Annotated in this window: 28 protein-coding genes and 3 pseudogenes; 19 read left to right on the top strand and 12 right to left on the bottom strand. The window is 42.7% G+C overall.

Features of this window, described 5'->3' with window-relative positions; translation table 11 throughout:
* The first annotated feature begins 37 nt into the window (after window positions 1–37).
* The 6 genes from excA to trbC all read left to right on the top strand — a co-directional run bounded on the left by excA (window position 38) and on the right by trbC (window position 5,939).
* Window positions 38–676: a plasmid IncI1-type surface exclusion protein ExcA gene (gene excA, locus AACL23_RS05355; protein WP_100096795.1), complete on the top strand. Its 639-nt coding sequence runs from the start codon at window positions 38–40 to the stop codon at window positions 674–676.
* 85 nt (window positions 677–761) lie between these two features.
* Window positions 762–1,019, top strand: coding sequence for a type II toxin-antitoxin system Phd/YefM family antitoxin (locus AACL23_RS05350; protein ID WP_234810962.1), 258 nt, complete (start codon window positions 762–764; stop codon window positions 1,017–1,019).
* Window positions 1,020–1,028: 9 nt separating this feature from the next.
* Entirely contained in the window at window positions 1,029–1,448 is a 420-nt protein-coding gene (locus tag AACL23_RS05345) for a type II toxin-antitoxin system VapC family toxin (RefSeq protein ID WP_339050545.1), read from the top strand.
* A gap of 230 nt (window positions 1,449–1,678) precedes the next feature.
* Window positions 1,679–2,788, top strand: coding sequence for a conjugal transfer protein TrbA (locus AACL23_RS05340; protein ID WP_339050543.1), 1,110 nt, complete (start codon window positions 1,679–1,681; stop codon window positions 2,786–2,788).
* 117 nt (window positions 2,789–2,905) lie between these two features.
* Window positions 2,906–3,799, top strand: a complete 894-nt coding sequence (locus AACL23_RS05335) for a DsbC family protein (RefSeq protein WP_339050541.1) — start codon at window positions 2,906–2,908, stop codon at window positions 3,797–3,799.
* Window positions 3,792–5,939, top strand: coding sequence for an F-type conjugative transfer protein TrbC (trbC, locus tag AACL23_RS05330; RefSeq protein ID WP_339050539.1), 2,148 nt, complete (start codon window positions 3,792–3,794; stop codon window positions 5,937–5,939). Before AACL23_RS05335 ends, trbC begins: the two co-directional genes overlap by 8 nt.
* Window positions 5,940–5,945: 6 nt before the next feature.
* On the opposite strand, the pseudogene AACL23_RS05325 reads toward trbC, so the two are convergent.
* The 6 genes and pseudogenes from AACL23_RS05325 to AACL23_RS10235 form a co-directional block, all read right to left on the bottom strand.
* Window positions 5,946–6,257: pseudogene (locus tag AACL23_RS05325) on the bottom strand (ProQ/FINO family protein); the annotation flags it as partial.
* Between the two features lie 258 nt (window positions 6,258–6,515).
* Complete coding sequence (locus AACL23_RS05320) at window positions 6,516–7,466, bottom strand: Rpn family recombination-promoting nuclease/putative transposase (RefSeq protein ID WP_339050537.1); 951 nt, start codon at window positions 7,464–7,466, stop codon at window positions 6,516–6,518.
* A gap of 5 nt (window positions 7,467–7,471) precedes the next feature.
* A complete protein-coding gene (locus tag AACL23_RS05315; RefSeq protein ID WP_339050535.1) occupies window positions 7,472–7,828 on the bottom strand; it encodes an HU family DNA-binding protein in 357 nt (118 codons plus the stop codon).
* 130 nt (window positions 7,829–7,958) lie between these two features.
* On the bottom strand, window positions 7,959–8,570 hold the full coding sequence (locus AACL23_RS05310; RefSeq protein ID WP_339050533.1) for an LPD7 domain-containing protein: 612 nt from the start codon (window positions 8,568–8,570) through the stop codon (window positions 7,959–7,961).
* Window positions 8,560–9,858: a TraI/MobA(P) family conjugative relaxase gene (gene traI / locus AACL23_RS05305; RefSeq protein ID WP_339050531.1), complete on the bottom strand. Its 1,299-nt coding sequence runs from the start codon at window positions 9,856–9,858 to the stop codon at window positions 8,560–8,562. The genes AACL23_RS05310 and traI overlap by 11 nt, the downstream gene beginning before the upstream one ends.
* A 200-nt stretch (window positions 9,859–10,058) precedes the next feature.
* Window positions 10,059–10,154, bottom strand: a pseudogene (locus tag AACL23_RS10235) (integrase); the annotation flags it as partial.
* Window positions 10,155–10,203: 49 nt separating this feature from the next.
* On the opposite strand from AACL23_RS10235, the gene AACL23_RS05300 reads away from it, so the two are divergent.
* Window positions 10,204–10,713, top strand: coding sequence for a type 4 pilus major pilin (locus AACL23_RS05300; protein ID WP_095033840.1), 510 nt, complete (start codon window positions 10,204–10,206; stop codon window positions 10,711–10,713).
* 54 nt (window positions 10,714–10,767) lie between these two features.
* On the opposite strand, the gene AACL23_RS05295 is transcribed toward AACL23_RS05300, so the two are convergent.
* Both AACL23_RS05295 and AACL23_RS05290 read right to left on the bottom strand, forming a co-directional pair.
* The gene (locus AACL23_RS05295; RefSeq protein ID WP_100096786.1) at window positions 10,768–11,193 is read right to left on the bottom strand and encodes a type II toxin-antitoxin system VapC family toxin; all 426 of its coding nucleotides are present in this window, start codon (window positions 11,191–11,193) and stop codon (window positions 10,768–10,770) included.
* Complete coding sequence (locus AACL23_RS05290; RefSeq protein ID WP_012737989.1) at window positions 11,190–11,444, bottom strand: FitA-like ribbon-helix-helix domain-containing protein; 255 nt, start codon at window positions 11,442–11,444, stop codon at window positions 11,190–11,192. The genes AACL23_RS05295 and AACL23_RS05290 overlap by 4 nt, the downstream gene beginning before the upstream one ends.
* 152 nt (window positions 11,445–11,596) lie before the next feature.
* Between AACL23_RS05290 and pilV the strand changes: the two genes are divergently transcribed.
* Entirely contained in the window at window positions 11,597–12,028 is a 432-nt protein-coding gene (pilV, locus tag AACL23_RS05285) for a shufflon system plasmid conjugative transfer pilus tip adhesin PilV (RefSeq protein ID WP_100096785.1), read from the top strand.
* Window positions 12,029–12,513: 485 nt separating this feature from the next.
* Here pilV and AACL23_RS05280 read toward each other — a convergent pair whose 3' ends face one another.
* Both AACL23_RS05280 and AACL23_RS05275 read right to left on the bottom strand, forming a co-directional pair.
* A complete protein-coding gene (locus AACL23_RS05280) occupies window positions 12,514–12,837 on the bottom strand; it encodes a type II toxin-antitoxin system PemK/MazF family toxin (RefSeq protein WP_100096784.1) in 324 nt (107 codons plus the stop codon).
* On the bottom strand, window positions 12,834–13,037 hold the full coding sequence (locus tag AACL23_RS05275) for an antitoxin MazE family protein (protein ID WP_012737984.1): 204 nt from the start codon (window positions 13,035–13,037) through the stop codon (window positions 12,834–12,836). The genes AACL23_RS05280 and AACL23_RS05275 overlap by 4 nt, the downstream gene beginning before the upstream one ends.
* A 134-nt stretch (window positions 13,038–13,171) precedes the next feature.
* On the opposite strand from AACL23_RS05275, the gene AACL23_RS05270 reads away from it, so the two are divergent.
* Window positions 13,172–13,435 (top strand): phage protease, encoded by a 264-nt coding sequence (locus AACL23_RS05270; protein WP_012737983.1) that lies wholly within the window; start codon window positions 13,172–13,174, stop codon window positions 13,433–13,435.
* 441 nt (window positions 13,436–13,876) lie between these two features.
* Here AACL23_RS05270 and AACL23_RS05265 read toward each other — a convergent pair whose 3' ends face one another.
* Window positions 13,877–14,281 (bottom strand): transposase, encoded by a 405-nt coding sequence (locus tag AACL23_RS05265; RefSeq protein WP_158530960.1) that lies wholly within the window; start codon window positions 14,279–14,281, stop codon window positions 13,877–13,879.
* Between the two features lie 17 nt (window positions 14,282–14,298).
* On the bottom strand, window positions 14,299–14,664 hold the full coding sequence (locus tag AACL23_RS05260) for a transposase (protein ID WP_012737981.1): 366 nt from the start codon (window positions 14,662–14,664) through the stop codon (window positions 14,299–14,301).
* A 224-nt stretch (window positions 14,665–14,888) separates the two neighbouring features.
* On the opposite strand from AACL23_RS05260, the gene AACL23_RS05255 reads away from it, so the two are divergent.
* From AACL23_RS05255 to gspJ, 10 genes and pseudogenes are all read left to right on the top strand, one after another.
* Window positions 14,889–15,011 carry a hypothetical protein gene (locus AACL23_RS05255; protein WP_267892407.1) on the top strand — a complete coding sequence of 41 codons (123 nt, stop codon included), beginning with the start codon at window positions 14,889–14,891 and terminating at the stop codon, window positions 15,009–15,011.
* Between the two features lie 711 nt (window positions 15,012–15,722).
* Window positions 15,723–17,009: a hypothetical protein gene (locus AACL23_RS05250; RefSeq protein WP_100096783.1), complete on the top strand. Its 1,287-nt coding sequence runs from the start codon at window positions 15,723–15,725 to the stop codon at window positions 17,007–17,009.
* Between the two features lie 796 nt (window positions 17,010–17,805).
* A complete protein-coding gene (locus tag AACL23_RS05245) occupies window positions 17,806–18,315 on the top strand; it encodes a type II secretion system protein N (protein ID WP_100096782.1) in 510 nt (169 codons plus the stop codon).
* A gap of 68 nt (window positions 18,316–18,383) precedes the next feature.
* Complete coding sequence (gspD, locus tag AACL23_RS05240) at window positions 18,384–20,447, top strand: type II secretion system secretin GspD (RefSeq protein WP_100096781.1); 2,064 nt, start codon at window positions 18,384–18,386, stop codon at window positions 20,445–20,447.
* Complete coding sequence (gene gspE / locus AACL23_RS05235) at window positions 20,444–21,940, top strand: type II secretion system ATPase GspE (protein WP_339050520.1); 1,497 nt, start codon at window positions 20,444–20,446, stop codon at window positions 21,938–21,940. The genes gspD and gspE overlap by 4 nt, the downstream gene beginning before the upstream one ends.
* A 3-nt stretch (window positions 21,941–21,943) precedes the next feature.
* Complete coding sequence (gspF, locus tag AACL23_RS05230; protein ID WP_339050518.1) at window positions 21,944–23,173, top strand: type II secretion system inner membrane protein GspF; 1,230 nt, start codon at window positions 21,944–21,946, stop codon at window positions 23,171–23,173.
* Window positions 23,170–23,640 carry a type II secretion system major pseudopilin GspG gene (gene gspG / locus AACL23_RS05225; RefSeq protein WP_100096778.1) on the top strand — a complete coding sequence of 157 codons (471 nt, stop codon included), beginning with the start codon at window positions 23,170–23,172 and terminating at the stop codon, window positions 23,638–23,640. Before gspF ends, gspG begins: the two co-directional genes overlap by 4 nt.
* The gene (gene gspH / locus AACL23_RS05220) at window positions 23,641–24,171 is read left to right on the top strand and encodes a type II secretion system minor pseudopilin GspH (protein WP_100096777.1); all 531 of its coding nucleotides are present in this window, start codon (window positions 23,641–23,643) and stop codon (window positions 24,169–24,171) included.
* Between the two features lie 22 nt (window positions 24,172–24,193).
* A pseudogene (gene gspI, locus AACL23_RS05215) lies at window positions 24,194–24,568 on the top strand (type II secretion system minor pseudopilin GspI); the annotation flags it as partial.
* A complete protein-coding gene (gspJ, locus tag AACL23_RS05210) occupies window positions 24,565–25,170 on the top strand; it encodes a type II secretion system minor pseudopilin GspJ (protein ID WP_171967230.1) in 606 nt (201 codons plus the stop codon). The pseudogene gspI and the gene gspJ, both read left to right, overlap by 4 nt.
* Window positions 25,171–25,182 lie beyond the last annotated feature (12 nt).

Here is a 25,182-nt window from a genome sequence, read left to right as displayed (position 1 = left end):
GTGCTATAATTCATGAATACAAATGAGGAGGTCAACCATGCGAAACAAGAAAACGATTGGTGAAGCCTTGGTCTTTCTTGCTGTGTCTTTTTATGTATGGGTAGGTATTCCAACACTTTTTTTTTACGCAATTGTCTCTACTATGATGATTAATGATCGCGCATACCATTATTCTAATAGTAAAGATATATTCCTTTCTATGCTTTCTTGGTCTGGCCTAATCATTCCATTATGTTGGTGCATCCTAAGCTACATCAACAAACGCCAACGCTTGGCTAAAATCCTTTCCGTGATTAAAAGCGACGAAAGTTACGACCCCGCCCCAGAAAATGAAATTTGTGAAATGCATTCCAGTGCCTATTTTGGGATTGACCCTAAACGCGGCACTATGCTTTATATCCGTTTATTCAACAAAAAAGAAATCGATATTTTTGGGTTTAATGTCAGTAACTGGCGTCAATGCGAATTAACCGGCAACAATAAACTCAGACTCTACATCAACTCAACCGAAGTCCCATTCATCGATATTCAGAATAATCACGCTTGGCTACTGTATGAAAAGCTGTGCGTCATGAGAAATCAACACTACCACTATCCTTATCATTTCCCGGGGTACGTGGAAGACAGTACGAAACATCTCTCAAAGAAAATGGGATTTAAGATGTTGCCCTGCTGATTTCAGCAATGAAGAATATTTTTCTTGCATGAACTATATCATTAAATTAAACTAGTCAAATAACTAGTCATAATCACGAGGTGACATGATGAATATTTGGACAGTACAAGATGCCAAAGCACGTTTCAGTGAATTCTTGAATTCCTGTATTCAGAAGGGTTCACAACTAGTCACTCGGCGAGGCGAAAAAATTGCGGTACTTATTCCCTTCACTGAATGGAACCATTGGGATAAAGAGTCACGAAAATCATTCAAAGATTTGCTTTTGTCTGAAGAGAACCGTTTTAATATTGACTTACCTCAGCGCGGAGCGGCAAAACGACGTTCTGTGCTCAAACTTTAACCCCTTCTCATGTACCTTCTTGATACCAATATTATTTCAGAGATCCGTAAAATTCGCCCGCATGGGGCTGTCGTTTCCTGGATTGAAAACATTCCTGATGCAAGCCTTTTTCTTAGCGCAGTGACGATAGGAGAAATTCAGGCGGGAATAGAAATCACCCGAGAACAAGATGCCATCAGAGCATCCTCAATTGAAACATGGCTCACTCAAATTTCTTCTACCTATAATGTATTACCGATGAGTGCAGAAACGTTTCAATTATGGGCAAAGCTGATGCATAGAAAATCGAATACGCTTTATGAAGATGCCATGATTGCTGCAACTGCATTAACGCATAATCTTACTGTCGTCACCAGAAATACTCGTGACTTTGAGGCATTTGATTTACCCCTTTTCAATCCATTTTTAAATAATTACGTTACTTGTTGAATAAGTAAAACAACAGCTCCTCGTTATTTTCTATAACCCCCTTTATCGTTCGATGGCCTTTTCTGGTGTCATGATGTCACCGGTCTCAATCTCTTTTCTTGCCATCGTCACTCATTTAAACAGGCTATTCACTTCAAGTTCTTTTTCAAACCGATTAAGTATTTTCTCTGCTTTTTCTGAGAGAGGTTTTGTCATTATTCATTTCCTTAAATTCCAAACAGAGGTTCATCATGGACAAACATCGAATTTCTCCCCCTGAAAACGACGGATTTCTGTTACTCAGTGCCTTCATAGGCGTATCCGTCATCGTTTGGTTCTTTTTAGAGGAGGTGATTTATTGGAGTTGTGCCGCGCTCTATCACCTTTGGCGAGCCTGTGATGTGCCTTTGATGCATTCTTTTGCCGCGCCGCGGATGAACTTATTGGCCCAAACGGCCAACAATGCCGACAACGTGACCATCCTGCACTGGCTGGCTGTCATGAACCAAACGGCCGGCATAGTACTGCTCTTTTTAATACCGCTTTGTCTTCTGGCTATCTATGTCACCTTAACCCATCCCGCAAATAAAACCAGACGGGAAATCAGTATTCACACACTCCCAAAAATCATGGCAAGGTTTTCTCCCTCTGTGATTCCGGCCCTGTGTTACGGCGATAGAAAAACTCAACTCTTAAATACCAATCCGCCCGAGCACCAAAGCGCACTTTCTCCCGAAGAATTTGCTCACAAACATCACCTGGTTCTCAACCAGCGTCTTGACCATGAAAAGGCCCAGGTCGTTTTTACGCAACAACTGGGACGAAAAATCACCCAACTCTCTGAGTTGAATGCCTATGAACGGGCCTTATGGGCCATTTTTGGATGGCCATTTTTTTTCAATGACCGTCAAGCGGCAGAAGCACTGCTCGATACCCTCAATCGGTCCTGCTTAATCAAAAGCCGCCGCGATAAAGGCCAAAGAGGCACTCCCGTCTTCTCAATAGCCCACAAGGCCTTTAAAAAAGTCTCGGGTCATCCAGACGCAAAAAACTGGATAAAAAAACACCCCTATGCTCGAACCGCTCTCTCCGCTCTGCACTCAAATGACCTCCATTTACCGACGGCGCGATTTCGTTGGCTAAAGGGGCTGGATCGGCCGCTTTGGTATGCCCTGTGTTCATCTGATCGCCCGAAACCCTTTATAGAAGGTGCGGGTATCGTCACTCAGATGCAGTGGGAACAAGAAACGGCTAAACATAAAGTCACCTTACCCTCTCCTGTGCTGAGGTATGCCGTCCAGGGATTGGAAAAGGATTTAATCCACATCGGAAAAGTGATCGATGATCGGATTAAAAAATAGTCACAAAACACCCACGAAATACCCTCTCACTCATCCATTTTTAAATGAAAAAATATTCTCTCACGGGGGGACTTGATGCACTCAAAACCATTTTTCACACACCTCATAGGTAACCTGATGACCACTCGCATCGGTGATGCTGACCGTGGGTCGGTGCTTTTTACATGCAGTCTTGGGAAGGAACCCCATTTTTTTATCCGCCAAAATAGTCTGATTTTCCGACAAAAACATCAAAAAGACCTCGTTCTCTTCAGTGACAGTGAGTCGCCGGATAAGGCACAACATCTTCTCAATGCGCTGACAGAGGCCCTGGTTCGGCGGCAAAAAACAAAATTGTTCTGGCGAAACCTCTTTTTCGGCTTGGGTTTGTTGGCACTACTGGCCATTGGCAGCCACGGATTATTGTCTGAAATCCACACAACAGACGACACCCCCCTCGCCAGAGCAGACGCCACCTCAGCGCCCCTCTTACCCGAGGAACACGCCACCGAAAAAGGTCTGATGCAAGACCCCTCCCCCGCATTGACGACATTAGCCCACAATTTACGCGACGCCGCTCAACGAAAAATCTTTACGGTGCCGTTGACCACAGGTCATTCTCGGACGATATACGTGTTTTCAGATCCTCTTTGCCCCCATTGCAGGGACCTCGAACCCACCTTGGAGGCCATCGGTAAAAAGGTCAATATTGAGATTTTTCCGGTCAGTTTGATAGGGAAAAAAACCACCGCAGATCAAGTGATCCCTGTGCTCTGTGCTTCACCAGAGCATCGAAAAGCATTGTGGCACTCATTATTTGATGATCCCCCCTTAACCCCCTCGGCTTCCTGTGACATCGGCGAAAAAGCCTTGGCGGTGAACAACAAAGCCTTTTCCGCCTACGGCTTTAGGGGCACACCTCAGCTGATTTCAGATGATGGGCGACCTATTCCATTCAGTGCGCTCAAAAACGAGGACACCTTGGCTATTTTTATGAACGCCGCTCATCAACAGGAGAAACACCATGAATAAACGCCCCTCTTCTCTCGATCCCCATCGAATCAATCGTCCTGTTTTTAATCCCAGCTTAACCGATACTGTACTCTCTCCCACCGGCGTACAATGGGGGTTCTTGATCGCGCTCGTGTTAGGGTGCCTCTGGCCGGTGACTTTGCTTATGGGATTACCGGCTTGCGTGATCTTGTTGATTATTTTTTGTGACAGGCCGTTTCGAATGCCCATACGGCTCCCGACCGATATCGGAGGCCCTGATTTGACGACAGAGCAGGAAGGCTTTAAAGCCCGAAAGGGGGGTGCAGGACTGTTTTCCTTTATCACGCGCACCCGTCATTGTGAACAAGCGGCCGGCATACTCTGCTTGGGTTACGCCCGAGGAAAATCATTGGCGCGCGAACTCTGGCTCAATCTGGATGACGCCTTACGCCATATCCAGCTCATCGCCACTACCGGCGCAGGAAAAACAGAAGCCATCCTGTCTGTTTATCTCAATGCCCTCTGCTGGGGTCGAGGGATGTGCTTATCCGATGGGAAAGCGGAAAACAAATTGGCCTTTGCCGTCTGGTCACTGGCACGGCGCTTTGGGCGGGAAGATGATGTTTATGTCCTCAACTTTTTGACCGCGGGTAACAGCAAATTTTCAAATTTGGTGAACGGCGACCAATCCCGCCCCCAGTCCAACTCCATCAATCTCTTTGCGAATGCCTCCGAAACGTTCATCATCCAGCTGATGGACAGCTTGCTGCCCAAGGTTGGCAGCAATGAAAATGGCTGGCAGGAAAAAGCCAAAGCCATGATAGCCGCCTTGATTTACGCCCTGTGCTACAAAAGAGAAAAAGACGGATTATTCCTCTCACAAAGGGTCATACAAGACTATTTACCTCTTCGAAAAATAGTCGAACTCTATCAAGAAGCCAAAGAGAACCACTGGCATGAAGAAGGCTACAAGCCGCTTGAACATTATCTGAACACCCTCGCGGGCTTTGATATGGCCCTCATCGACAGCCCCTCAGAATGGTCGAAAACGGTCTGGGAACAACACGGATTTTTGATACAGCAGTTCACTCGCATGCTCAGCCTGTTTAATGATATTTACGGCCAGGTGTTCCCACAAGGCGCGGGCGACATCGATTTAAAAGATGTACTCCATAATGACCGCATTCTCGTGGTCTTGATTCCGGCCTTGGAGTTGTCGAACTCAGAAGCCTCGACCCTCGGAAAACTCTATATTTCAGGACTGAGAATGACCCTCAGTCAAGATTTATGCGGACAGTTAGAAGGAAAAAGAGAGGACGTGCTACTCAGCCAAAAATTTGCTCAAAAATTTCCTTACCCGATTATTTTTGACGAATTGGGCGCTTATTTTGCCTCAGGTCTTGACAAAATGGCCGCTCAAATGCGCTCTTTGCAATACATGCTCATGATAGCCGCACAGGATGTGCAATCCATGATGGACAAATCAATGCGCGAATTTTTCACCGTCAGCGCCAATCAGCGGACCAAATGGTTTATGGCCTTAGAGGATGCCCAGGACACCTTTAATCTGATTCGTTCTGCGGCGGGGAAGGGCTATTATAGCGAACTGTCTTCCGTTAAGCGTAAAGGCAGTCTCAGTGGCAGTCGGTATGAAGACGCCGATACCCATCACATTCGTGAACGCGATAACATTGAACTCACGGAACTCAAAGCCCTCAACAAGGGGGAGGGCGTCATCGTATTTCAGGATGCCGTGGTACGAAGTGCCGCGATTTTTATTCCAGATGAGGAAAAATTGTCCTCAAAGCTTCCTATGCGGATTAACCGGTTTATAGAGCTCAAACGCCCTGATTTCGACGCATTATGTGAGGTTGTCCCTGAATTGCGACACAAAGGGGCCGCTTTTAAACAGGAGGTCCAGGGAATTTTACAACGCTTAAAAACAGCTGACACTCAAGAGAATAAAGGCACTTTGAACGTCAGGCTGTTCGATAAAACACTCCATCATCTCTGTGAAATAACACAGAATTTGGACCACCGTAACGACCTGTCTCACACCCCCGAGGAGCGAGGCATAATCCTGTTCGAAGCGGCGCGTCATTCCTTAAAAATAACCGAAGGGCAATACAGAGCAGACAAAGAGCCTAAAGAGATTACACTCGAACACTCAACACCCTGACGAATCTCACGGGACAGGCCCCCTCAAATCTTCAGAAAAATAGCTTTTATTGAGGTATTTTTGGGCAAACTGAGATTGCTCCTCGGTCACCTGCCCACAGGGCTGACCGTGCTTATCATACCGTTGAGCCCCCAGAACCCCTTGTTCAAGATAATCACGAGAGCGCGCTATCGCTCTAATGCAGCGGCGGAGCCCTTTTTTTGAAAGCGGTAACTCCTGTGTGTTGATGTCCTCATACAAATCCTCAAGGAGGTCTATTTTCATTAATTTGAGCCCATGACCAAACAAGTCGGGCCAATAAGCAGAAAGGGTCTCTACTGCATGCTCAAAAGAGACATTAGGCTGCTTGTGCGGTTTTTTTTGACTTTAGGGGGATAACGGAAGAGGTTTGGTCTCAGCCACTTTCTCTGGCTCTTTTTTCTTCGGTTTCTTTTTTAAGGCAATAAGTGATGAAGAGGGAGAAACGCCCCTACGTGGATTCATCAAACAGGGGGTTTTGCTTTCTGACCTTCTGGGGCCTAAGGTCAGCGTTTTTTCAAATGGGATGGAGTTCATGCGCTTTTTTATGAAGCCTCATCAATGAAATAACCGATCGATGTCTTCCCTCGATAGCCCCGTATATTTTTGGATTTTTTCTGGACTTTCTCCATCGGCCATCAGCTTTTTGGCGATGGCCAGGGTAGCCTGTTTCAGGCCCTCTTCTTTACCCTGCTGGACACCCTGCTGTATCCCCTGCTGTATCCCCTGCTGAACACCCTGTTTTAAACCTTCTTCCAAGCCTTCCTTTCTCAGCTCTTCTGCTATCGTCATCACATTCTCCCGTTGAGTGGTCGAAGAAAGGGCCTCAAAAAATAACGGGCGAGAGGCCGTTTCTCCCTCTTGAAAGAGATAATACAACAAACTTTTAAATAGGTCATCGTTTAACGGGAAACGCTTGTCCAGACGAATAAGATAAGGCGCGATGTCCATCATGTCACGAACTCGGACCAGTTTCTGGACCAGTTCAAGCCAGGCAATCATCCCATGCTTCAGAATGTCTTCTTCGGGAATAACCGTCACATCTACCAAAGTAAAAGGCTCAGAATCTAATCTCCGCGCGGCTTCTTTGTCATCAAAACAATCGAACCAATCCAGACTGTACGGGTAAGGACTCGTTTCTCCATGGTAGAACAAGACTGGCACGACCAACGGCAAGGTAGAATAACCTTGGTCAAGATGTTGTTGCATGACCGCCAGGCTGTATTTTTTCATTCGAAAAGCCATCATTTTATCTGCCGTACTTTGGTGCTCCAGCAAACAATATAAATACCCGTCCTTTCCCGTCACGGTTTCAAACGAATACACCATATCGGAATGAGATTGCTTCAAAGTCGGCTCAACAAAAGAACCCGACACCCTTTTCAACGAAGACAGGCAGACTTGACTCAAAACATCCGCCGGAAGATGCACTTCAAAAAAATTGCGGGCAAGGGCAATATCTCCCAAAAACTGCTTAAACAAAGCGTCGTGCGGCAGAAACATTTTCATGGAAGTCACTTTTTCCTGGATGACAAGGACGATGACTTTTTCGCGGCGATTTTTGATTTTTTAGCCACTTGAGTTTCTTTGGGCGATTGTAAATGAACGGAGTCTTTCAGCCTTTTCCCCGCAGAAAACACAGCGACTTCACGAGCCGGGGTTTTTATTTTTTCACCCGTTTTGGGATGACGAGACATCCGCTCTTTGCGATGGCGGACTTTAAAAGTCCCAAATCCGATGATTTGCACCGGCTCTTTTTTCCCCAATGCTTCGATAATACTCGAAAAAACAGCGTTGACCGCTTCTGCTGATTGAGCCTTCGTCAGGCCCGACTTGTCTCGGACCTGCTCAATTAACTCAGTTTTATTCATCCTTTATCCTTTCAAATTGTTATCAAATATACCGCCCGATAAATACGCTATCTCTGCCCATTTTTAACGAAATATCAACAAACAACAACCCATTTCCAACAAATGATAAAAATAAAAAGGGGCGATGCGCTCAGGGAGTCAAATTCGGAGAGTCAAACGAGATAGGAGCGGGTTTATCTTGAGGGCGAATTTCACAAACCCGTTTCTGCTGAAGGGAGTCTGTTAACGTCAAGGAAGTTTCCCCCATTTCATTCAAATCTCGAACCAACGAACACGCTTTCTCAACGTACTCCCGCGGACCCGAGAAAACCCGTTTCTCTCCACTTTTTTGCTCTGCCAAACGTAACCCCGCCACCATATTGTCCCCCTCGTTTTCAAACGGTCTGGCCATCTCAATGGTTTCCCCTCGGTCAATCATTTGGGTGACCCCTTCCTTTTTGTATAAAATCGCCCCGTCACGGTGGATATGATGGGTATAGCCTTTCAGCTCAACCGGCTCAATATCATCTGAAACGGCACATTCAATGACAGTCTCACTGAGATAAGCCGTGCGCTCATCCCGCGCCTGGTAAGCCCACCCTCTTAACTGGCTAATCGCCGCTTTATCTCCTTTTAACGCCTGCTGTTCCACCCAAACACGATAAGACAGTCGCCGATTTTCTGGAGAACGATACCAGTTCTCCCGCTCTTCCTTTAATTTTAAACGCAACTCGGCCATCGCTTTTTCTCGCTCAAAAGCCAATACATGCCAGGCCAGTTTTCTCATTAAATGAGAAAAAAGGATCGCGCACCGCAACACACACATGGGCTCTTCGGAAACGAAAGGTCATGGAAAGAGTTCTGAAACGATTTTTTGCGTCAAAAGAAGGGCATTTCGCTTCTTTTTTGTCAGTTTGATAACGCAATTTTAACTCTTCTCGGGCCTCAGCGCGTTCTAATCGGCGAGTCATTCGAGCTTGATGATCACGCAAATGAAGTCGATCATCATAATGTGAACTCACCATATAGTTTGTTAAGGTCACCTCCCCTTGTTCATTTTTAAATTCCATCACTCGGGGCGCATTTTCAAATTCGCCAATGCGAGGCACTAATTTCGAAAGAGTGAGTTGAGGATGTAAACTGCTGGCTTTTAAAGGAACATTGTTCGGACAATTTTTGTCATAAATCGCCAACCCAGAACCTTTCTTTTTTAATTCCAGATGGGCCCTTAAAAAAACAGCGTGCACCTCTTCCCATTCTTGAAGCGGCCCTTTTAAAATAGAAGTCAACTCTGTTCGGCACGTACGAACCACATACGAATAAAAACTTTCTTTATCTTCGTGATATTCAAACTGCGTCGCTGCTCTCGGAGCCGAGGGATATTGAGATTCAGCTCGAATAATCTGATGATTTTGATCTCTCTTCCAACACCCATTATCCGGTTTCCAATCATATTTAAGCTCTAATTTTCGGCAGGCTTTGTGCAAAATTTTAACGTCGTTATAGAGGTTCACTGCACGATAAGAAAGGGGATGAATACGGTTGGCCGCCACATGACAATGGAGGTTATCGGTGTCACGATGAATCGCAGTCACGTATTGATGGTCAGACATCCCCAAGGCTTTAAGACTATGCCGCGCGCTTTCAAAAATCTGTTCTACCGTCGGAGAGTCCGTCTCCGGCCAAGACAAAATAAAATGATAAACCGGATCGAGACAACGACGATTATTCGAGGCCACCGCATTCATTTCAGAGGAGGCGGTTTCAATACTCAACGTGTTCGTTTGACATAAAACGCCTTCACAAAGAATCCGATGACTCCCATCGGGTAGGTGCGTGATGAGCTGCTGTGATTCAGGGGAAGCATGGCGATCAATATAATCAATTAAACGATCAAACACCGCGATTTTAGAAGTGGAAGGACGGTCAAAAAAAGCATCAGCGGTCACGGGAATATCACCTGGATTATCTTCACGGAAAGAGAGGTAAAACACCAGTTTAAGAAAACTTGATTTTCCATCACGGCGCTTTTTTGGAATGACAACGACCATCCTTTATTCCTTAAAATCAATTTTCAAAATCGCCTTTTTTAAGGCCACTAATAGGTCGTAATATGCCATATTTTATTTTTTATAAATATCAATACTTTAAAATGAAAAAGTCACAATAAATCACAATTCACTCATAATGGTCTTATTCAGCTCTGTTTTTTTAGAGACTCAATTGAATCCCCAAAAATTAAAAAAGAAATTCAAATCGTCTCCCATTCACTGCCCCTGCTGTCTCGGTCTTTGTCTGTCATATTCGCCGATTTGTGGCCCAATAATTTCTGGGCAAACTCTTTACCTCATGTATGGCTTGATTGAAAGGGCGTTTCACTTCTAAAAGGAAAAAAAATGAAATCGTTAAAGCAAGGTATTTTTAATATCAGTGATGCGAGTATCGGTTGGGGCATGGCCTTTGTGGGGCTGGCGATGGTCGCTGCGGCGGGGATGGGGTTGTATGTGAAAGTGTATTCAACTTCATCGGTGGCCTCTATTAATACGTTGCTGAATGAAACTAAATCATTACGTATTTCAACCGGCTATGGCACCGCTAACCTGGTCCCTGCGCTCATCCGCTCAGGGGCCATCCCTAAAGGCATTTCGATTGTGGGAGACCGGCTTTTTAATGCCAGCGGCGGGGCCATCACCGTCACCGGCAGCGGAATCGGTTTTATGGTCTCAACAGCCGGCATGAATGAAAAAGATTGCATGAAACTCGCCACGACCTTAAGCAATGGAGATATCGCTTCGGTCCGAATCAACAGTGCGCCTGCGATGACGGGCGAGATATCACCGGCACAGGCCTCTGCCGCCTGTGTTGCTGGAAGAAACAATACGGTGACTTTTACTACGAATATGTAAGGCCCTTGAGATTTACAAAAACATTCAAGAATGAGGATGTAAAACGACCCCGCCCTACTTTATTTGCATGTTCCATGGATTAATCACGGTGACTCTGGCCGCTTCGTAGGGAGAAATATCACGTGACGCAACAATGAATCCACGGGAGGCTGCAATTGCGGCAATATATCCGTCTGGGGTTGGGAATCCTTGCCCTTTGGCTTTGGCCGTCATAGCCAATTCGGCGTAATGCCGCGCGGCGTCAGTGTCGAATGGAAGCACCCTAGCCTTAAACAGGCCCATCAAACCGTTAAGCGCTTGTTCAATCATACTCTTACGCTTACCTGTTGGAAGGGTCCCAATACCGAACAGCAACTCAGCCAATGTCACACTAGACAGATACAAGGTTTCAACCGCTTGATCGTTCAGCCAAGCGCGAACAGCCGGGTGGGGCTGAGGTTTCATCGACTCTGAAACCACATTAGTATCGAGAACAATCATTCAAATTTCGTCGGTTCGGCGGGGATTTTATCTTCTACCTGATTGAATATCTCAAAATCTTTATTTGTTAAGCCGATATTGCGTCCCAAATCAGCGAGGGCATCCCCCAAACGGACACGTGTTTCTGGTTTAACGGTTATCGCTAAAATTTCCCGGACTTCAGCTTCGGTGCTACGTCCATGCTGCGCGGCTCTTACCCTCAATGCTCGGTGTACTTCGTCAGGTAAATTACGGACTGTTAACATTGACATAGTCTTACCTCAAAAATAAGCATTCAATGAAGTCATAATATGTTATTGAATGCAATTTTGCAAAATAATTTTGGTTCACTCATCGATGATTTTAACAGTATTGATCAGCAGAGATTAAGACAACCTTCCGGCTCCTCATAGGAGAGAGAACAATGACATCTTTAAAGAAGGGCATCTGGCAGATCTTCGATGCCTGCATCGGCTTGGGGGTCGGGCTGTTTTGCTTTGCTCTGATCGTGTTGCCTTTGGTCTATGAGTTTAACAAAGACCAGCAATACAGCACCGCGGCCACGTCTCCTTATATTCTGGGTGTACCAGAGCTGATACAGGCGGGGTATTTACCGGCCGGCTTTTCAGAGACCAATCTTTTTTCGCAGCGTTATCACCCCCGCATTGTTCAACCGGCCCCGTTAAAATTTCATCATATGATTTTTTTGACAGGCGGGGCTCCGCTGAGTTTGAGTGCCGCCCGGAAAATGGCGATGAGAATCGGAGGCAGCGGCGGTTACATCGAGGGCGGGTCAGCCAGAGGGGTGATGGGGGGCTGGACTGAACCCCTCTACGCCTTTAGCTATACGTGTTGAAGTCGATGCTCTTTTGAAGGCCCAAGCCCATACCTCAAATACGGCAATGCCGCTTTGTTCCGTTCGATACGCACCCATTGCCCCGCGGCGCGGGCCGTTCTCATGTGGGTGTTGTAGATGATTTCTAAACGGCGTGGCGTGCCGAGTTCAACCATAGAGCCATCCTCCATCAATACCTTTCCCAGCCAACCCCGCTTTCCAAGGAGGGGTTCCAGTTCATCCTGAAACTGTTTCAATGTCTTGCCCTCCGCCAAAGCAGCATCAACGGCTTGACGTATCTGATAAGCGAGGAAGACCTGTTGATACGCTAATTTTCCAGTGCGAACTGGATAAGCAGATAGACATTATCTCCGAGATAGCCAAAAATCCCGCAGCATAGATCGAATTCAGGTCTATTGTAGGCACAATCCGCTAAAAAGGGGGTGTTAGCCGTGAGTATGCGCACTGTTGTTCCGAACATTTTTAAGAAGGAGACTCAATTCAAATTAAACAATGCCTAAAAAAACGGCCATTAACTGTGTTACCAGTTGCATATCTTTTTTTGATGCGCTACCACAAAAATTACCCAGACGATGACGAGGCACGGTTGTTAATTTGTCCAGCATAACTTCTGAAATACAGTTAAGACCGTTGCTATCGTCTGGCTCCATACGATAACGAAAAACAGAAGCGCCAGTAAGAACACTGGTAAACGGTGCCACTACCACAGAAGGATGTTGAGAAAATATATCGGATTGAACAATTAAGGCTGGACGAGGTTTGCCATAATCCCCGTTGCTGACAACAGTGACAATATTACCTCGTTTCATTCCCAGCCTTCCGTATCACTCACTTCATCTATCCAGTCCATTATTTTTGTTTCATCTCGTTGATTCAGGCTAACGGATTGATTTCTGCATTTCTCAATAAACTGAAGATCGCGAGTATCCGGAACCCAGATAGTGACAGGTCGATAGCCTGCCTGCCTTAACGCTTCACGGTGTTTTCTGACACGTTGATTAACAGTCATTATTAATGCTCTCCTGTAATAGCTCAGTACGCAGTATAGCACATGTTACATGTAACAAAATAGTACTGTTTATGCTGTGCCAAGTGAAATTTTTCATCTGAACTCCCTCCTTTGCCCGCGCTACCTTGGCGGGCATGACAACACACACTTTTGCCTTAAACACGGAACTTCGGCCCCTTCTGGAAGCGACCGCTGCCCAGAAGGGAACCCCGTTGTGGGTGGAATTAATCCCTGTCGGTGAACAGATCACCGGACGGGATGGCCGTTCCTGGGTCAATGATCACCCCCAAGGGATGGTGGATGCTTTTCAGGCCAACCACGCCGACCTGCCCATTGATATTGAACATGCGACTGAACTCAAAGCCCCCAAGGGCGATCCCGCCCTTTCAGTGGTGTAAAACTTCTTGAGTTTTATCCGAAATTATTTGACCAGAACACTTCCAGGAAGAACTCTGCACCGTCATTGAAAAAACAGGGACAAGATTAAACCCACATCACCATACGCAACTCTACCAGGCCATCCAGACCTGTGCCGAAAACGCCGCGAACACAAAATTATCTCGAAAGAAAAACGGCAAAGATATCCTGGACAAGGCGCAATTTATAGAAAACCTGGGTTTATCAGAAACGGTGGATTGTGAAAAAATGCACTGGATAAACGGCATGGCGGTGAAGTGCAGGGTAAAATCCAAGCGAACGACACCCTCACGGTGTCAAAGAACGGCAAAACCGCCAAATACCAGAACGACGGCAATATTCACGGAGCGGTCTGGGGCGGCCCCTCAACGGATGACTAAATAATACCTTTGTGCGCGATATTCGATTGGGACATGGCAGTGTTAACAAAGTAAATTAAAGACTTTAAGACAAGCGATAGCGAAGAAAGAAAAGAAGGTGATATCGAGTTTATCAAAGCGTAAAGCGAGTCTTTTTTGTTCTTTTATGCTGAAGAAGAAACGTTCAATCGCAGAGCGTGTTTTGTATTTTTCTTTATCATTAGGTTGAATGCCGGTGCAAACAGCCCCTTTTCGTCGGGGTATCACAGGGCTCTTTCCACTATCCCGGATTAATTTTCTGACATCAAAAAAGTCAACTCCCTTATCAGCGATGATGTAGCTCACCTTCCTCCCATTTCCCTTTATCCACAGCTCAGTAAAGGCTTTCATATCGGAGCGCTGTCCTTCAGATAGACAGGCACTCCGGAGAAAGCGGCCTGAAAGACCCACGTGAATTTGAGTGCTCACGCCTTTTCGGCCGCGCCCTATCGATTGAGGTCCCTTTTTTTAAGGCTTCCTGAGCCGTGTCGGTGGATGGCGACCGTCGTACTGTCTACCCATGTACAGTCCATTTTGATTTTCTTTTTTTGTTGTAAACGATAAAGCAAGTTCCAGAACAAGCCATTTTCACTCCATCTTTTAAAGCGCATATAAATCGTATGCCAATGACCGTATAAATCAGGTACATCACGCCAAGGGATACCCGTTCTCAATACGTACAAAACAGCTGAAAAAAACTGATAATGACTGATGCTTGCAGGTCTGCCTGGACGTTTATCATATTTTATAATATGAGGTTCGATGATTTTTATAAAATCACACTCTTTGAGCGGATAGTGCCTGTTTTTCATTTCTTTATCCCCCTAAAAAACAGAGAATATCTTAACATTAACTTTGTTAACAGTGCCATATGCAAGAAGTCCAGGTATGGCGTGGGCCTGGCTATCGTGATGAACATGCCACATGTGATTACCGGCGCGTATAACTCGAACTCTTATGAATATGTTGACTACATTCAGCGGCGCCCTCTGCAAAAAAATATCAATTATAACTGGATGAATGTGTGGTGTATGTAATGCAAAACCTTAAAAATTTTCAACGTTATCACCCTGAATCCTCTGACAAAAAAGCGCTAGAAAGCGCTATGGGGGTCATTTTTCTTATTTCAGAAGACGCTCAGGACTGGTATGAGTGCTAAAAAACTTTTCAGCCAAAGACGATGAAAATCGAGTATGAATCCGATGGTGTCATATGCTCAATGGGTTACGATATCAGTGGCTTTTGTCCCGAAGGATGCAGCGTAGCAGAAGTGTCCGAATGGCTTGGTTTTTCATTAAATTGAATGAAATCACCCATCAGTCAAAGTTCAATGCTTAGACTATTTAAACTCTCCCTCCCCCTATCTTAACTCTTTAAGACAGCTTATTCAGGTATTACCTGATGTTTTGATGGTCTTTATTTTGGAAGAATAAAACATCAGAGATTTTTGATATTTATTTTTGTTAGAGAGATGCCATATATTAATAACAAAAAAATAAATTAAACAAAATATATACAAATAATGCTTCTAAAAATCTGAATATAAAAAATATTTAGGGGCTTAATTTATAATTATTCATTTTTTAAATAATATTTGGGGAAATAAAAATGTCAGTCGATCGTCTATGTATATCTCATCAAGAGAACATCGGTTTTTATACGTCAAATAACGCATGTGGCATGTGCCTCATCAAAAATAGCCAGTGAACTCGTTTCAGTCAAAAATAAAAATCCATCTCTGGATGACATCCAGGCTGAAAAACAGACAAAACCGGCATTAAACATCTCTCAGGAGCTTAAAAAGCTAATAGACTCGCCTAAATTGTGGGAAGAAATAAAGTGAATTGGGTCTTCGCTCAGTAAAGAAAAAATGGAAAATATTCAAAATGAATTTCAAAACGCAATAAAGACAGAACAATTTGACGACAAGACAATACAGGATTTATACAAAAGAACGAATAAAATGTTCAAAGAAGATTCAATCTTACGCTCATATTTTCCCGGGTATTTGAAGCAAAAAACAAACCCGCTCATGGATGCTTTAGAGAATTTAAAAACATTAGTAACCCCTACAAAAGATTCGATTGTTGACAAAATGATTCTCGGAACTTTTTGTATATTCAACGTGGTGGCTGGTCAATCTTCAGGAATGACAACCTCATCAACTGAAGGGGGTGCATTGGAAGGATTGGTAGGGGCCGTAACTACTATGAGTTTTAACGGAATTCCAGAGCATGACGCCCATGCTCAAGAAAATAAAGTTCAAGATGAAAGAAAATATGCATATAAGGATGCGGAGCGGGGGAATAAAAGCATAAAGCGTGAGGGTTTAAGAAAGGAAAGAGACGAAAATTTGAAGATTTTTAATGATTCTTGTGAACAGCAACGTCAAAATACAACAAACAAAAGAAAGCAAAAAGAATTCAATAGCGCCATAGAAGCAAGGGGAACGACTAACACACCTGAACAAATCACTGTGAATCGTCAATATTCTATACCTGCGGATAACTCCGTTAGTGACATTATAGGTGATAATAACGATTCTCACACTCAAGCAAACACGTCTAGTGTTACAACAGAAAAAGCAGATAACGCGGTAATAAAAAACAAAAATGTAACAAAAACTTTTTCTAACACACCCTCAACTTCGTTGACAAACAACATCTACAACCCAGAACCAAAAGATCAACTACATTTTGACAGTGAAAATATGGCTGTTTGGGAATCTGCTTCTCCAGGACAATGGTTTACAGGTCTTGTAGAAACTCAGACAGGTGCAATAAAAATCGTTCCTGTGAATATTTTTGGTGGTCAAAATGGAAAATTGAATGAATTGACTCTCAATAATACCGGAGCTAACTCAATAAATCGATATGCATCAGGTGTGCCAGGAGAACGCAATGGAAAATCGATAGAGCCCAGTTGGTTATCACATCGAAATGGGAGTACTCCACACACAGCCATAGCTTTTAAATATGGTTTTAATCAAGAATCTTGTTTGGGTTTTTCATTAATTAAAACAACTAAAAATGGAGAATTTGCCCAAATAAAATTTTCTTCAACTAGTTTAAATTCTAAACCTGATGGAGAAGTTAAACATAGTTTTTCCCGGGCTACTGCTTCTGATTCAAAGGGTTTTCCCCAGACAGCGTTATAATGCCGACAAAATGGCGAGAGGCTTTAATCACAGCTTTAAGGAGTGGAGATATGTCTATTCGTCATTTAGCTGTTTCTTATGATTAATTTTAAAATCAAACAGACTAAATAAAATTTATAAAACCTTTTTATTTGTATTATCAAAAGATAGTATTATTCGAAATTAAATTTTAAACCTGTTGTTTAATAAAAAAACGCGGTTTTAAGCACTTTTTGTGGGTATGTTTTTTAGTATTACCTAGTGTAAAAATTGAATAGAGGATGTAATATAGCTTCTATAATTGTCTAAAGACCAGAAGATTTTTTATTAACAAATGAATGTGTCAAAAACAAATATTATCGCAAACCAAAACCTGAACAACCATGTTTACAATGTCGCGTTGGAGGGAAGTGTGAAAGAAGAAAAAATTTCTTACTTGCTGTTACTTGATTAATCGTTGATGAAATTTATTTTTGATGCCAATTTCAAGCAAAATAACAGGTCATAATAAAACTTAAATGATTGTTAAATAATACTTAAAATATCGTCTTTCATCCGATTTTATTGTCTTTTATTGCTTGTTTTTTAACCTGAAAATTTATTATTTGTTTGTTTTTTAAATAATTTTTATTTAAAATATTGCCTAGAAATTATTATTAATATAATTTTGATTTAATGATGCTTTTTTATCTTTCAATATTTTTAATATTTAAAATACTTAAAGAATAAAAAGAATATTAAAAGTGATAGCTTTCATTTTATTTTTTAGTTCATTGAATATAAAAAATATTTTTATGGTGTTTTTTAAACAAAAGATATGCGATATCAATATTTTTTTAAAAATGTGATCTCTCAAAACAATTTGATCATTTTTATCCATTTTCTTCTTTGGAGCCTGGTTGTATGGAAAACCACTTCTTTATGTTTGTTTTTTCTCTCCCCTAGTGAAAACATTCCTATCATAGACTCTCCTTCTGAGCCTGTTTTATCTCGATCTTTACCGCAAATCGATATCAATCTTATTTTTAAACAAAACTGGTTTGGTGATCCAGATCGTAAAATTCAACAAAACAGATTGCCTAAAACACAAAGTCCCTTTATTTTACGTGGCACAGCTCCTGCTGCTTCTGAAAATAAAAGCGTTGCAGTCATCGAAAACAATGGCATACAAAAAATTTACGTCCCTGGTGAAACAATTGATGGTAGTCATATTATTTTACTCAAAGTTTTATCTAAAAAAATTGTGCTTGAAAATAACGGGGTGCAAGAAAGTTTATCTTTAAGAGATGATCACGAAAAAATTTTAAATCAAAACCTGATTGAATAAAATTTTTCTGAATATCAATATCTCTGATATTAAGATTGCATTGATATAAAAACATAAAAAGGAACGTTATGTTTTGGTCTGATATATTACGCCTTCACATTTTTCGACATAGAATTTTTTCTTTTGTAAAAAAGATAAATTATCCTTATTTTTTCCCATTGATTTTATTATTATTTTTTTTGTTCTTTCCCTCCATCTTATTAGCCGATCATTTTTCGGCCAACTTTCAAGATACCGATTTGCGCGCTTTTATTGATACTGTTGGAGTTAACCTAAATAAAACGATGATCATGGGGCCTCATATTCAAGGTCGGGTGAGCATTAGAAGCACAGATACTTTATCGACAGAGCAATACTATCAACTTTTTCTCAATGTGTTAGAAGCACAAGGCTATGCCGCCATTCCAGTTGATGGCGGCGCGCTCAAAATTGTCAGAAGCATGCATGTTAAAACGGAGCCCATTCCTGTCATAACTCACCAAAAAAATCCTTATTTCGGTGACGAAATGATGACACAGGTGATGACCCTTCAAAATATTTCAGCACGTGAACTGACCCCTGTATTGCGTCAGCTGATAGATCGAGGGGAATCAGGAAATATCATCAGCCATGGTCCGTCGAATATTCTTATTCTCTCAGGAAGGGCGGCTGTTATTAAGCGTTTGTTTTCTATTATTGAGCTTATAGATTCGAATGCAGATAAATTCAATGAAGTCATCCCATTAAAAAATGCGTCTGCAACGGAAATGGTTAGGGTCATCAATGCTTTAAATAAAAATGCCCCCCAAAATGATTTGTCTATATCAAAATATACAGTGGTAGCCGATAAACGGACTAACAGCGTTATTATCCATGCTGAACCTAAAATGCGCCAAAAAATCAAAAAATTAATACAGGAACTGGATTCAGAAACTCAGCAAAGCGGCTACAGTCAGGTGTTTTACCTTAAATACAGTCAAGCCGAAGATTTAGTTGACATCATTGAAAAAGTGAGCAACACCTTAAAAGGGAAACAAAACGAGCAGGGTCAAGATCAAAATAGAATGTCTGTTTCGATTGCCGCCAGTAAAAAAACAAATGCGCTCGTGGTCACAGCATCTCAAGATGTGATGCAATCTATACGAAGCATCATTGAACAGTTGGATATACGTCGTGCTCAAGTACATGTTGAGGCACTGATTGTTGAAGTTGCAGAAATCAGTGATATTAATTTCGGAGTACAGTGGCAAGCGAACAACAGCTTGATTCAATTTAATAATGGCCATCAAATTCCATTAGGAGCGTTAACTTTGGCCCGACGGCAGGCGGAGTCAAAAACAGGGAATACCTTGAATCAAAACGAAACGTTCCTACCTTCCCAAGTGTCTAGTGATATCTCATTGCTGAGCAAACTGCTCTCGGGTTTCAGTGGTGCTAAGGTCGGTATTATTAAAGGAGATTGGCAAGCACTGGTTCAAGCGGTGAAAAACGATTCCAGTGTGAATGTACTTTCCACTCCAAGTATTACCACTTTAGATAATCAAGAAGCCTCGTTTATGGTAGGTGAAGATGTCCCTGTACTCACGGGCTCGGCGGCAAACGCGAATAACACGAATCCCTTTAATACTGTCGAACGAAGAAAAATTGGTGTGATGTTAAAAGTCACCCCTCAAATCAACGAAGGGAACACCGTACAGTTGCTGATAGAGCAAGAAGTATCAAAAATTCAGGGGGAAACCAAGCTTGATATCAAATTTGCGGAACGTAAACTCAAAACCACTGTATTGGCTGATGATGGTCAATTAATTGTATTGGGGGGGCTTCTCGATGAAGAGAGCGGGGAAAGTGTATCTAAAGTACCTGTACTAGGAGACATTCCGATCTTGGGGCATCTTTTTAAATCCACTGTTAATAAAAAAACAAAACGTAATTTGATGATATTTATCCGCCCTACCATTTTACGAGATGGGCTCTCTGCTGACGGCATTTCACAACGAAAATATCATTATATGCGAGCTGAGCAACTGTATAAAAATCACCCAGGATTGAGTTTAATGCCCCGCACAAAGCAGCCACTGCTTCCTGCTGATGGAAAAGAATCTGAATATCCAGCAGAAATTCGCGCTCTACTAGCGATAACTAAAAAATCATGATCTCATTAAGATCAGAAAAAACCGGGATAACTCGCCTCCCTTTCAGTTATGCCCGCCGTTTTTCAGTGATTGTAGAGACGGATAGTGCCGATGTGCCTACGCTTTACTACGTTCCGCCCTTGCAAAAAAATATTTTTTTAGAAGTACGAAGGGTCACAGGCATAAAACTCAGGCCCTTTGCCTTATCAGCAAACGATTTTAAACAGAGATTGAGCACTGCCTATCAACGGGATTCAATAGAAGCGCGTCAGTTGATGGAAAATATCAGCAGCGAGAGTGACTTGTATGTCTTGGCTGAAGAATTACCTATCACTGAAGATTTATTAGAGAGTGAAGATGATGCGCCCATCATTAAATTGATCAATGCCATGTTCGTAGAAGCGATTAAAGAAGTGGCCTCTGATATTCATATCGAAACCTTTGAAAACGCCTTGCTCATTCGTTTTCGGATTGACGGCATATTGCGTGAAATACTTCGATTAAAGCGTCAATTAGCGGCCTTACTCGTCTCACGTATCAAGGTCATGGCAAAATTAGATATTGCAGAAAAGCGGATCCCTCAGGATGGTCGAATCACTTTACTCATTGGGGGGCGTTCGGTGGATGTTCGCGTTTCTATCATGCCTTCCGCTCATGGAGAGCGCGTCGTTTTGCGCCTTTTAGATAAACATCAGGGGATCCTCAATTTAAATGATTTAGGGATGTCATCTGATTTAATTTCAACATTTCGAAAACAGCTATTTAAGCCTCACGGGATCTTGCTGGTCACGGGTCCTACAGGATCTGGGAAAACCACCACTTTATATTCAGGCTTACAGGAATTAAATCGCACTGAGCGTAACATCTTAACGGTAGAGGATCCCATTGAGTATGTCATTGAAGGCGTAGGGCAAACACAGGTGAATTCTAAAATAGAGATGACTTTTGCTCGTGGGTTGCGAGCCATTTTGCGCCAGGATCCGGATGTGGTGATGATAGGAGAGATTCGTGATCTGGAAACAGCTCAAATTGCGGTACAAGCTTCGCTGACAGGGCATCTCGTATTATCAACCTTGCATACCAATACCGCGGTAGGCGCTGTGACACGCTTAAAAGATATGGGAATTGAGCCCTTTTTGATCTCTTCAAGCTTGGTAGGGGTTTTGGCACAACGTTTGGTTCGTACGCTTTGTCCAGATTGTTCTCGAGCAGAACTTTTTTCTAATCCACAATTAGATTTTTCATCTCATCCTGTGCCGGCATCGACTCCCTTATATCACCCTATTGGATGCAAAAAATGTCACGGTAAAGGGTATCGCGGTCGTACGGGTATTTATGAATTGATGCTGGTGGACGAAACGCTGCGCCATATGATCCACGAAAAAGCATCAGAACAGGACATGGAAAAATATATTCGTCGTCATACCCTAGCGATTCAAGACGATGGTATTGCAAAGGTACGTGCGGGTAAAACAACATTTGAAGAAGTTCTTCGTGTCACACAAGTAGAATAAAAAATGTCGGTATTTTCTTATGAAGCGCTAGATAGTGAAGGGGAAACCCAAAAGGGAGCCATAGAGGCAGATTCTCCACGTCAAGCCAGATCACAATTGCGAGAAAAGGGATGGATTCCCTTACTTCTAAAAGAAATCGAGGAGAAACGTGCCACAAAAACTTTGGGTCATCGTAGACGCATTCGTTGGCGAAGCAAAGCAAGCACAGCGGAGTTAGCTTTAATCACACGTCAGTTAGCGACACTGGTTCAAGCGGAATTGCCATTAGAAGAATGTTTAAAAGCGGTCTCAGAACAATGTGAAAAACCCCATATCAACAGCTTAATGTTATCTGTTCGCAGCCGTGTATTAGAAGGATACCCCTTTGCAGATAGCCTAAGTGAGTATTCAGATATGTTTGACGATCTGTTTTGCGCCATGGTTGCCGCTGGTGAAAAATCAGGTCATCTTGACTTGATACTCAATCGTTTAGCGGATCACATGGAGCAACGTCACCACATGAAGGGAAAAATACTACAAGCTCTTTTATATCCAATGATCCTCAGTATTGTTTCCGTTATCGTGATCGGTGTTTTATTGTCTTCTGTGGTGCCTAAAGTGGTGGCCCAATTTGAACATTCAGGTACAAATTTGCCGTTTTCAACACAATTACTGATGGACATCAGTGCGTTTATTCAGACCCAAGGTTTATATGTGATCTTGGTGTTCGTTTTACTTCTCGGGTTATTTAAATATTTACTTCGACGAAAAGGCATTCAGATCGTTTGGCATCGGATGATTTTACGACTCCCGTTGATGGGGAAAATCATCAAAATCTCGAATACCGTACGTTTTGCACGAACATTAAGCATTTTATCGGGCAGTCAAATCCCTTTAGTCGAAGGGATGGGCATTGTGGCTAAAGTGTCTTCAAATACATATGTAGAACAGCAGGTATTAGCAGCAGCGGAGCAGATACGACAAGGGCGTTCTTTGCTGTTTTCTCTTTCAAAAAGCCGTTTATTTTCACCCATGATGCTGCATATGATTGCATCTGGTGAACGCAGTGGCGAGCTCAATATAATGCTGGAAAGAGCTTCGGATAATCAGGATCGCGAATTTTCATTATTGATGACATTAGTCATCAGTATTTTTGAGCCTGTTCTGATCATCATCATGTCTGGCATCGTGCTCTTTATCGTTATTGCAATTTTGCAACCTATATTGGCGCTCAATAATATGGTTAATCTATGAATCATTTTAAAAAAACAATGTCATTAAATCACACAACAGCTCGTGGATTTACCCTGTTAGAAATCATGGTGGTCATTGTCATTCTTGGTGTTTTAGCCAGTCTGGTGATTCCTAATTTAATGGGCAATAAAGAAAAAGCGGATCAACAAAAGGTGATCAGCGATATTGTGGCGTTAGAAACCAGCCTGGATATGTATAAGCTCGATAACGATCTGTATCCCACCACCGAGCAGGGATTGCAATCCCTAATCAGTAAGCCGATGCGCTCTCCAGAACCGCTTCACTACCGAAAACAGGGTTACATTAAACGTTTACCCAAGGATCCCTGGGGTCATCCGTATCAATACATCCACCCTGGGGAAAAAGGCGTTATGGATATTTATTCACTCGGCATGGACGGAGAAGAAGGCGGTGAAGGCAATGCGGCAGACATCGGGAACTGGAATCTACACGAGTATCAAAAATAAATGGGCTCAAACGGTTTTACATTGATAGAAAGTATGCTGGTGATTTTTTTGATTGGGCTGATGGGCGCTATGATTTTGATGACAGCCTCCACAAAAGAAAAAACAGGCTTAAAAGAGGAAGCAAAACGCTTTTATAGACTGTTACAGCGTACACAGGAAGAGGCTTTCATCAAAGGGGAAATGCATGGCATTCGATTTTATCGTCATGGATATGAAATCATGCGTCGAAAAAAGGGTCAGTGGCAAGGAATAAAAAAAATCACACTGCCTCCAGATATCTTTTTAAGACTCACATTCAATCACACATTCGAAGAACCAACAGAAGATGCCACTGAGATTTTTTCGTATGAATCAGATTGGCACGATGAAACGATATCTGAAAAAACCTTACCCCAAATCTGGTTATTAGGGCAGAGCGTGATCCCTGCGTTTGAGCTTGAATTTCATCATGCTCAGAAAAGGCCGATTTGGGCGGCAGAACTGAAAGAAAACGGGGAAATGAACTTAAATCACATAGGCGTGATTCAATGAAATGCCATAACGAAAAAAAAAAGGATTCAGCTTGTTAGAAATAATGATTGCTCTCTCCATCCTTTCTTTAACTGCGGTCATGATACTGGAATTCAAAGAAAATCAGATCCGAAATCTGTCCATATTAGAAGAAAAAATGCAAGCAGGTTGGGTTGCCGACAATCAACTCGCTTTGTTGAAACTGGCTCATTCTGAGCAAAAGCCTGGGCCACACAATGGAAAAGTGATGATGGGAAAGCGTATTTGGTATTGGCGTGTGCAGCTTTTGCCTGAAGAGAGATTACTACAGGCAATTGATCTGGATGTGAGTTTGCACCCTGATTTTTCAGTTTTATCCGCCTCAATTCGTACTTATTTGAGTGTTTCAGATAAACCCAATAGGGGGCATCTCTATTGAGAAGAAAACCACTATCCAATGGCTTTACATTATTGGAATTATTGACAGCGATTTCTATTTTTTCTCTGATGAGTTTGCTGGCTTATGCGCTGATGGATGGTGTAACCCGCTTTCAAAAAGCAGGCATGGAGATCACTCAAAATATAGAGGCATATCAAAAAACCATGCAATGGTTGCATAGAGATATCACACATATGGTCTTTCATATTTCTGAATCCAATTTTCATGCAGGTGTTGGTGTTTTAGACTCAGATAGTGGAGGCATGATTATGGTATCTGGAGGTTTGCCAAATCCCAACATGGCACTGAAAAGAAGCCACCTCTTCAAAGTCGGTTATCGAGTCAAAAAAAACAATCTAGAGCGCTTAACCTGGTCTTTAGACGCGCTGAACAGGCAAAGTGCCGAAACTCAGAAGCCACAGATTGATGTTTTATTAACGGATGTCGAACAATTGCATCTGCGCTTTTATCAGGATCGCCAGTGGATCCATGAATGGAATTCGAAAAATGTTTCAGCCGTGCATTTACAGATAAAACGCAAACAAAAAGGCACTGTTGAGCGCATTTTTTTACTGACTGGGTATGGACTCTTAAAATCGTAGCAAGTGCTGTGG

Origin of the sequence: Candidatus Williamhamiltonella endosymbiont of Tuberolachnus salignus, from assembly GCF_964019775.1 — a bacterium.
GTDB lineage: Bacteria > Pseudomonadota > Gammaproteobacteria > Enterobacterales > Enterobacteriaceae > Hamiltonella > Hamiltonella defendens.
Note: the sequence above shows the minus strand (reverse complement) of the source record. Positions and strands in the feature narration are given on the sequence as shown.

Excerpts from the sequence above, each read along its gene's own strand:
- AACL23_RS05315 (WP_339050535.1), bottom strand. The coding sequence starts at position 7,828 with ATGAATAAAACTGAGTTAATTGAGCAGGTCCGAGACAAGTCGGGCCTG.
- gspG (WP_100096778.1), top strand. The coding sequence starts at position 23,170 with ATGAATCATTTTAAAAAAACAATGTCATTAAATCACACAACAGCTCGT.
- pilV (WP_100096785.1), top strand. The coding sequence starts at position 11,597 with ATGACATCTTTAAAGAAGGGCATCTGGCAGATCTTCGATGCCTGCATC.
- gspE (WP_339050520.1), top strand. The coding sequence starts at position 20,444 with ATGATCTCATTAAGATCAGAAAAAACCGGGATAACTCGCCTCCCTTTC.
- AACL23_RS05275 (WP_012737984.1), bottom strand. The coding sequence starts at position 13,037 with ATGACTGTTAATCAACGTGTCAGAAAACACCGTGAAGCGTTAAGGCAG.
- AACL23_RS05335 (WP_339050541.1), top strand. The coding sequence starts at position 2,906 with ATGACCACTCGCATCGGTGATGCTGACCGTGGGTCGGTGCTTTTTACA.
- gspF (WP_339050518.1), top strand. The coding sequence starts at position 21,944 with ATGTCGGTATTTTCTTATGAAGCGCTAGATAGTGAAGGGGAAACCCAA.
- gspD (WP_100096781.1), top strand. The coding sequence starts at position 18,384 with ATGTTTTGGTCTGATATATTACGCCTTCACATTTTTCGACATAGAATT.
- trbC (WP_339050539.1), top strand. The coding sequence starts at position 3,792 with ATGAATAAACGCCCCTCTTCTCTCGATCCCCATCGAATCAATCGTCCT.
- AACL23_RS05280 (WP_100096784.1), bottom strand. The coding sequence starts at position 12,837 with ATGAAACGAGGTAATATTGTCACTGTTGTCAGCAACGGGGATTATGGC.
- AACL23_RS05345 (WP_339050545.1), top strand. The coding sequence starts at position 1,029 with ATGTACCTTCTTGATACCAATATTATTTCAGAGATCCGTAAAATTCGC.
- AACL23_RS05290 (WP_012737989.1), bottom strand. The coding sequence starts at position 11,444 with ATGTCAATGTTAACAGTCCGTAATTTACCTGACGAAGTACACCGAGCA.
- traI (WP_339050531.1), bottom strand. The coding sequence starts at position 9,858 with ATGGTCGTTGTCATTCCAAAAAAGCGCCGTGATGGAAAATCAAGTTTT.
- AACL23_RS05250 (WP_100096783.1), top strand. The coding sequence starts at position 15,723 with ATGGAAAATATTCAAAATGAATTTCAAAACGCAATAAAGACAGAACAA.
- AACL23_RS05255 (WP_267892407.1), top strand. The coding sequence starts at position 14,889 with ATGCAAAACCTTAAAAATTTTCAACGTTATCACCCTGAATCCTCTGAC.
- AACL23_RS05295 (WP_100096786.1), bottom strand. The coding sequence starts at position 11,193 with ATGATTGTTCTCGATACTAATGTGGTTTCAGAGTCGATGAAACCTCAG.
- gspH (WP_100096777.1), top strand. The coding sequence starts at position 23,641 with ATGGGCTCAAACGGTTTTACATTGATAGAAAGTATGCTGGTGATTTTT.
- AACL23_RS05350 (WP_234810962.1), top strand. The coding sequence starts at position 762 with ATGATGAATATTTGGACAGTACAAGATGCCAAAGCACGTTTCAGTGAA.
- AACL23_RS05300 (WP_095033840.1), top strand. The coding sequence starts at position 10,204 with ATGAAATCGTTAAAGCAAGGTATTTTTAATATCAGTGATGCGAGTATC.
- AACL23_RS05260 (WP_012737981.1), bottom strand. The coding sequence starts at position 14,664 with ATGAAAAACAGGCACTATCCGCTCAAAGAGTGTGATTTTATAAAAATC.
- excA (WP_100096795.1), top strand. The coding sequence starts at position 38 with ATGCGAAACAAGAAAACGATTGGTGAAGCCTTGGTCTTTCTTGCTGTG.
- AACL23_RS05320 (WP_339050537.1), bottom strand. The coding sequence starts at position 7,466 with ATGAAAATGTTTCTGCCGCACGACGCTTTGTTTAAGCAGTTTTTGGGA.
- AACL23_RS05245 (WP_100096782.1), top strand. The coding sequence starts at position 17,806 with ATGCGATATCAATATTTTTTTAAAAATGTGATCTCTCAAAACAATTTG.
- AACL23_RS05270 (WP_012737983.1), top strand. The coding sequence starts at position 13,172 with ATGACAACACACACTTTTGCCTTAAACACGGAACTTCGGCCCCTTCTG.
- AACL23_RS05340 (WP_339050543.1), top strand. The coding sequence starts at position 1,679 with ATGGACAAACATCGAATTTCTCCCCCTGAAAACGACGGATTTCTGTTA.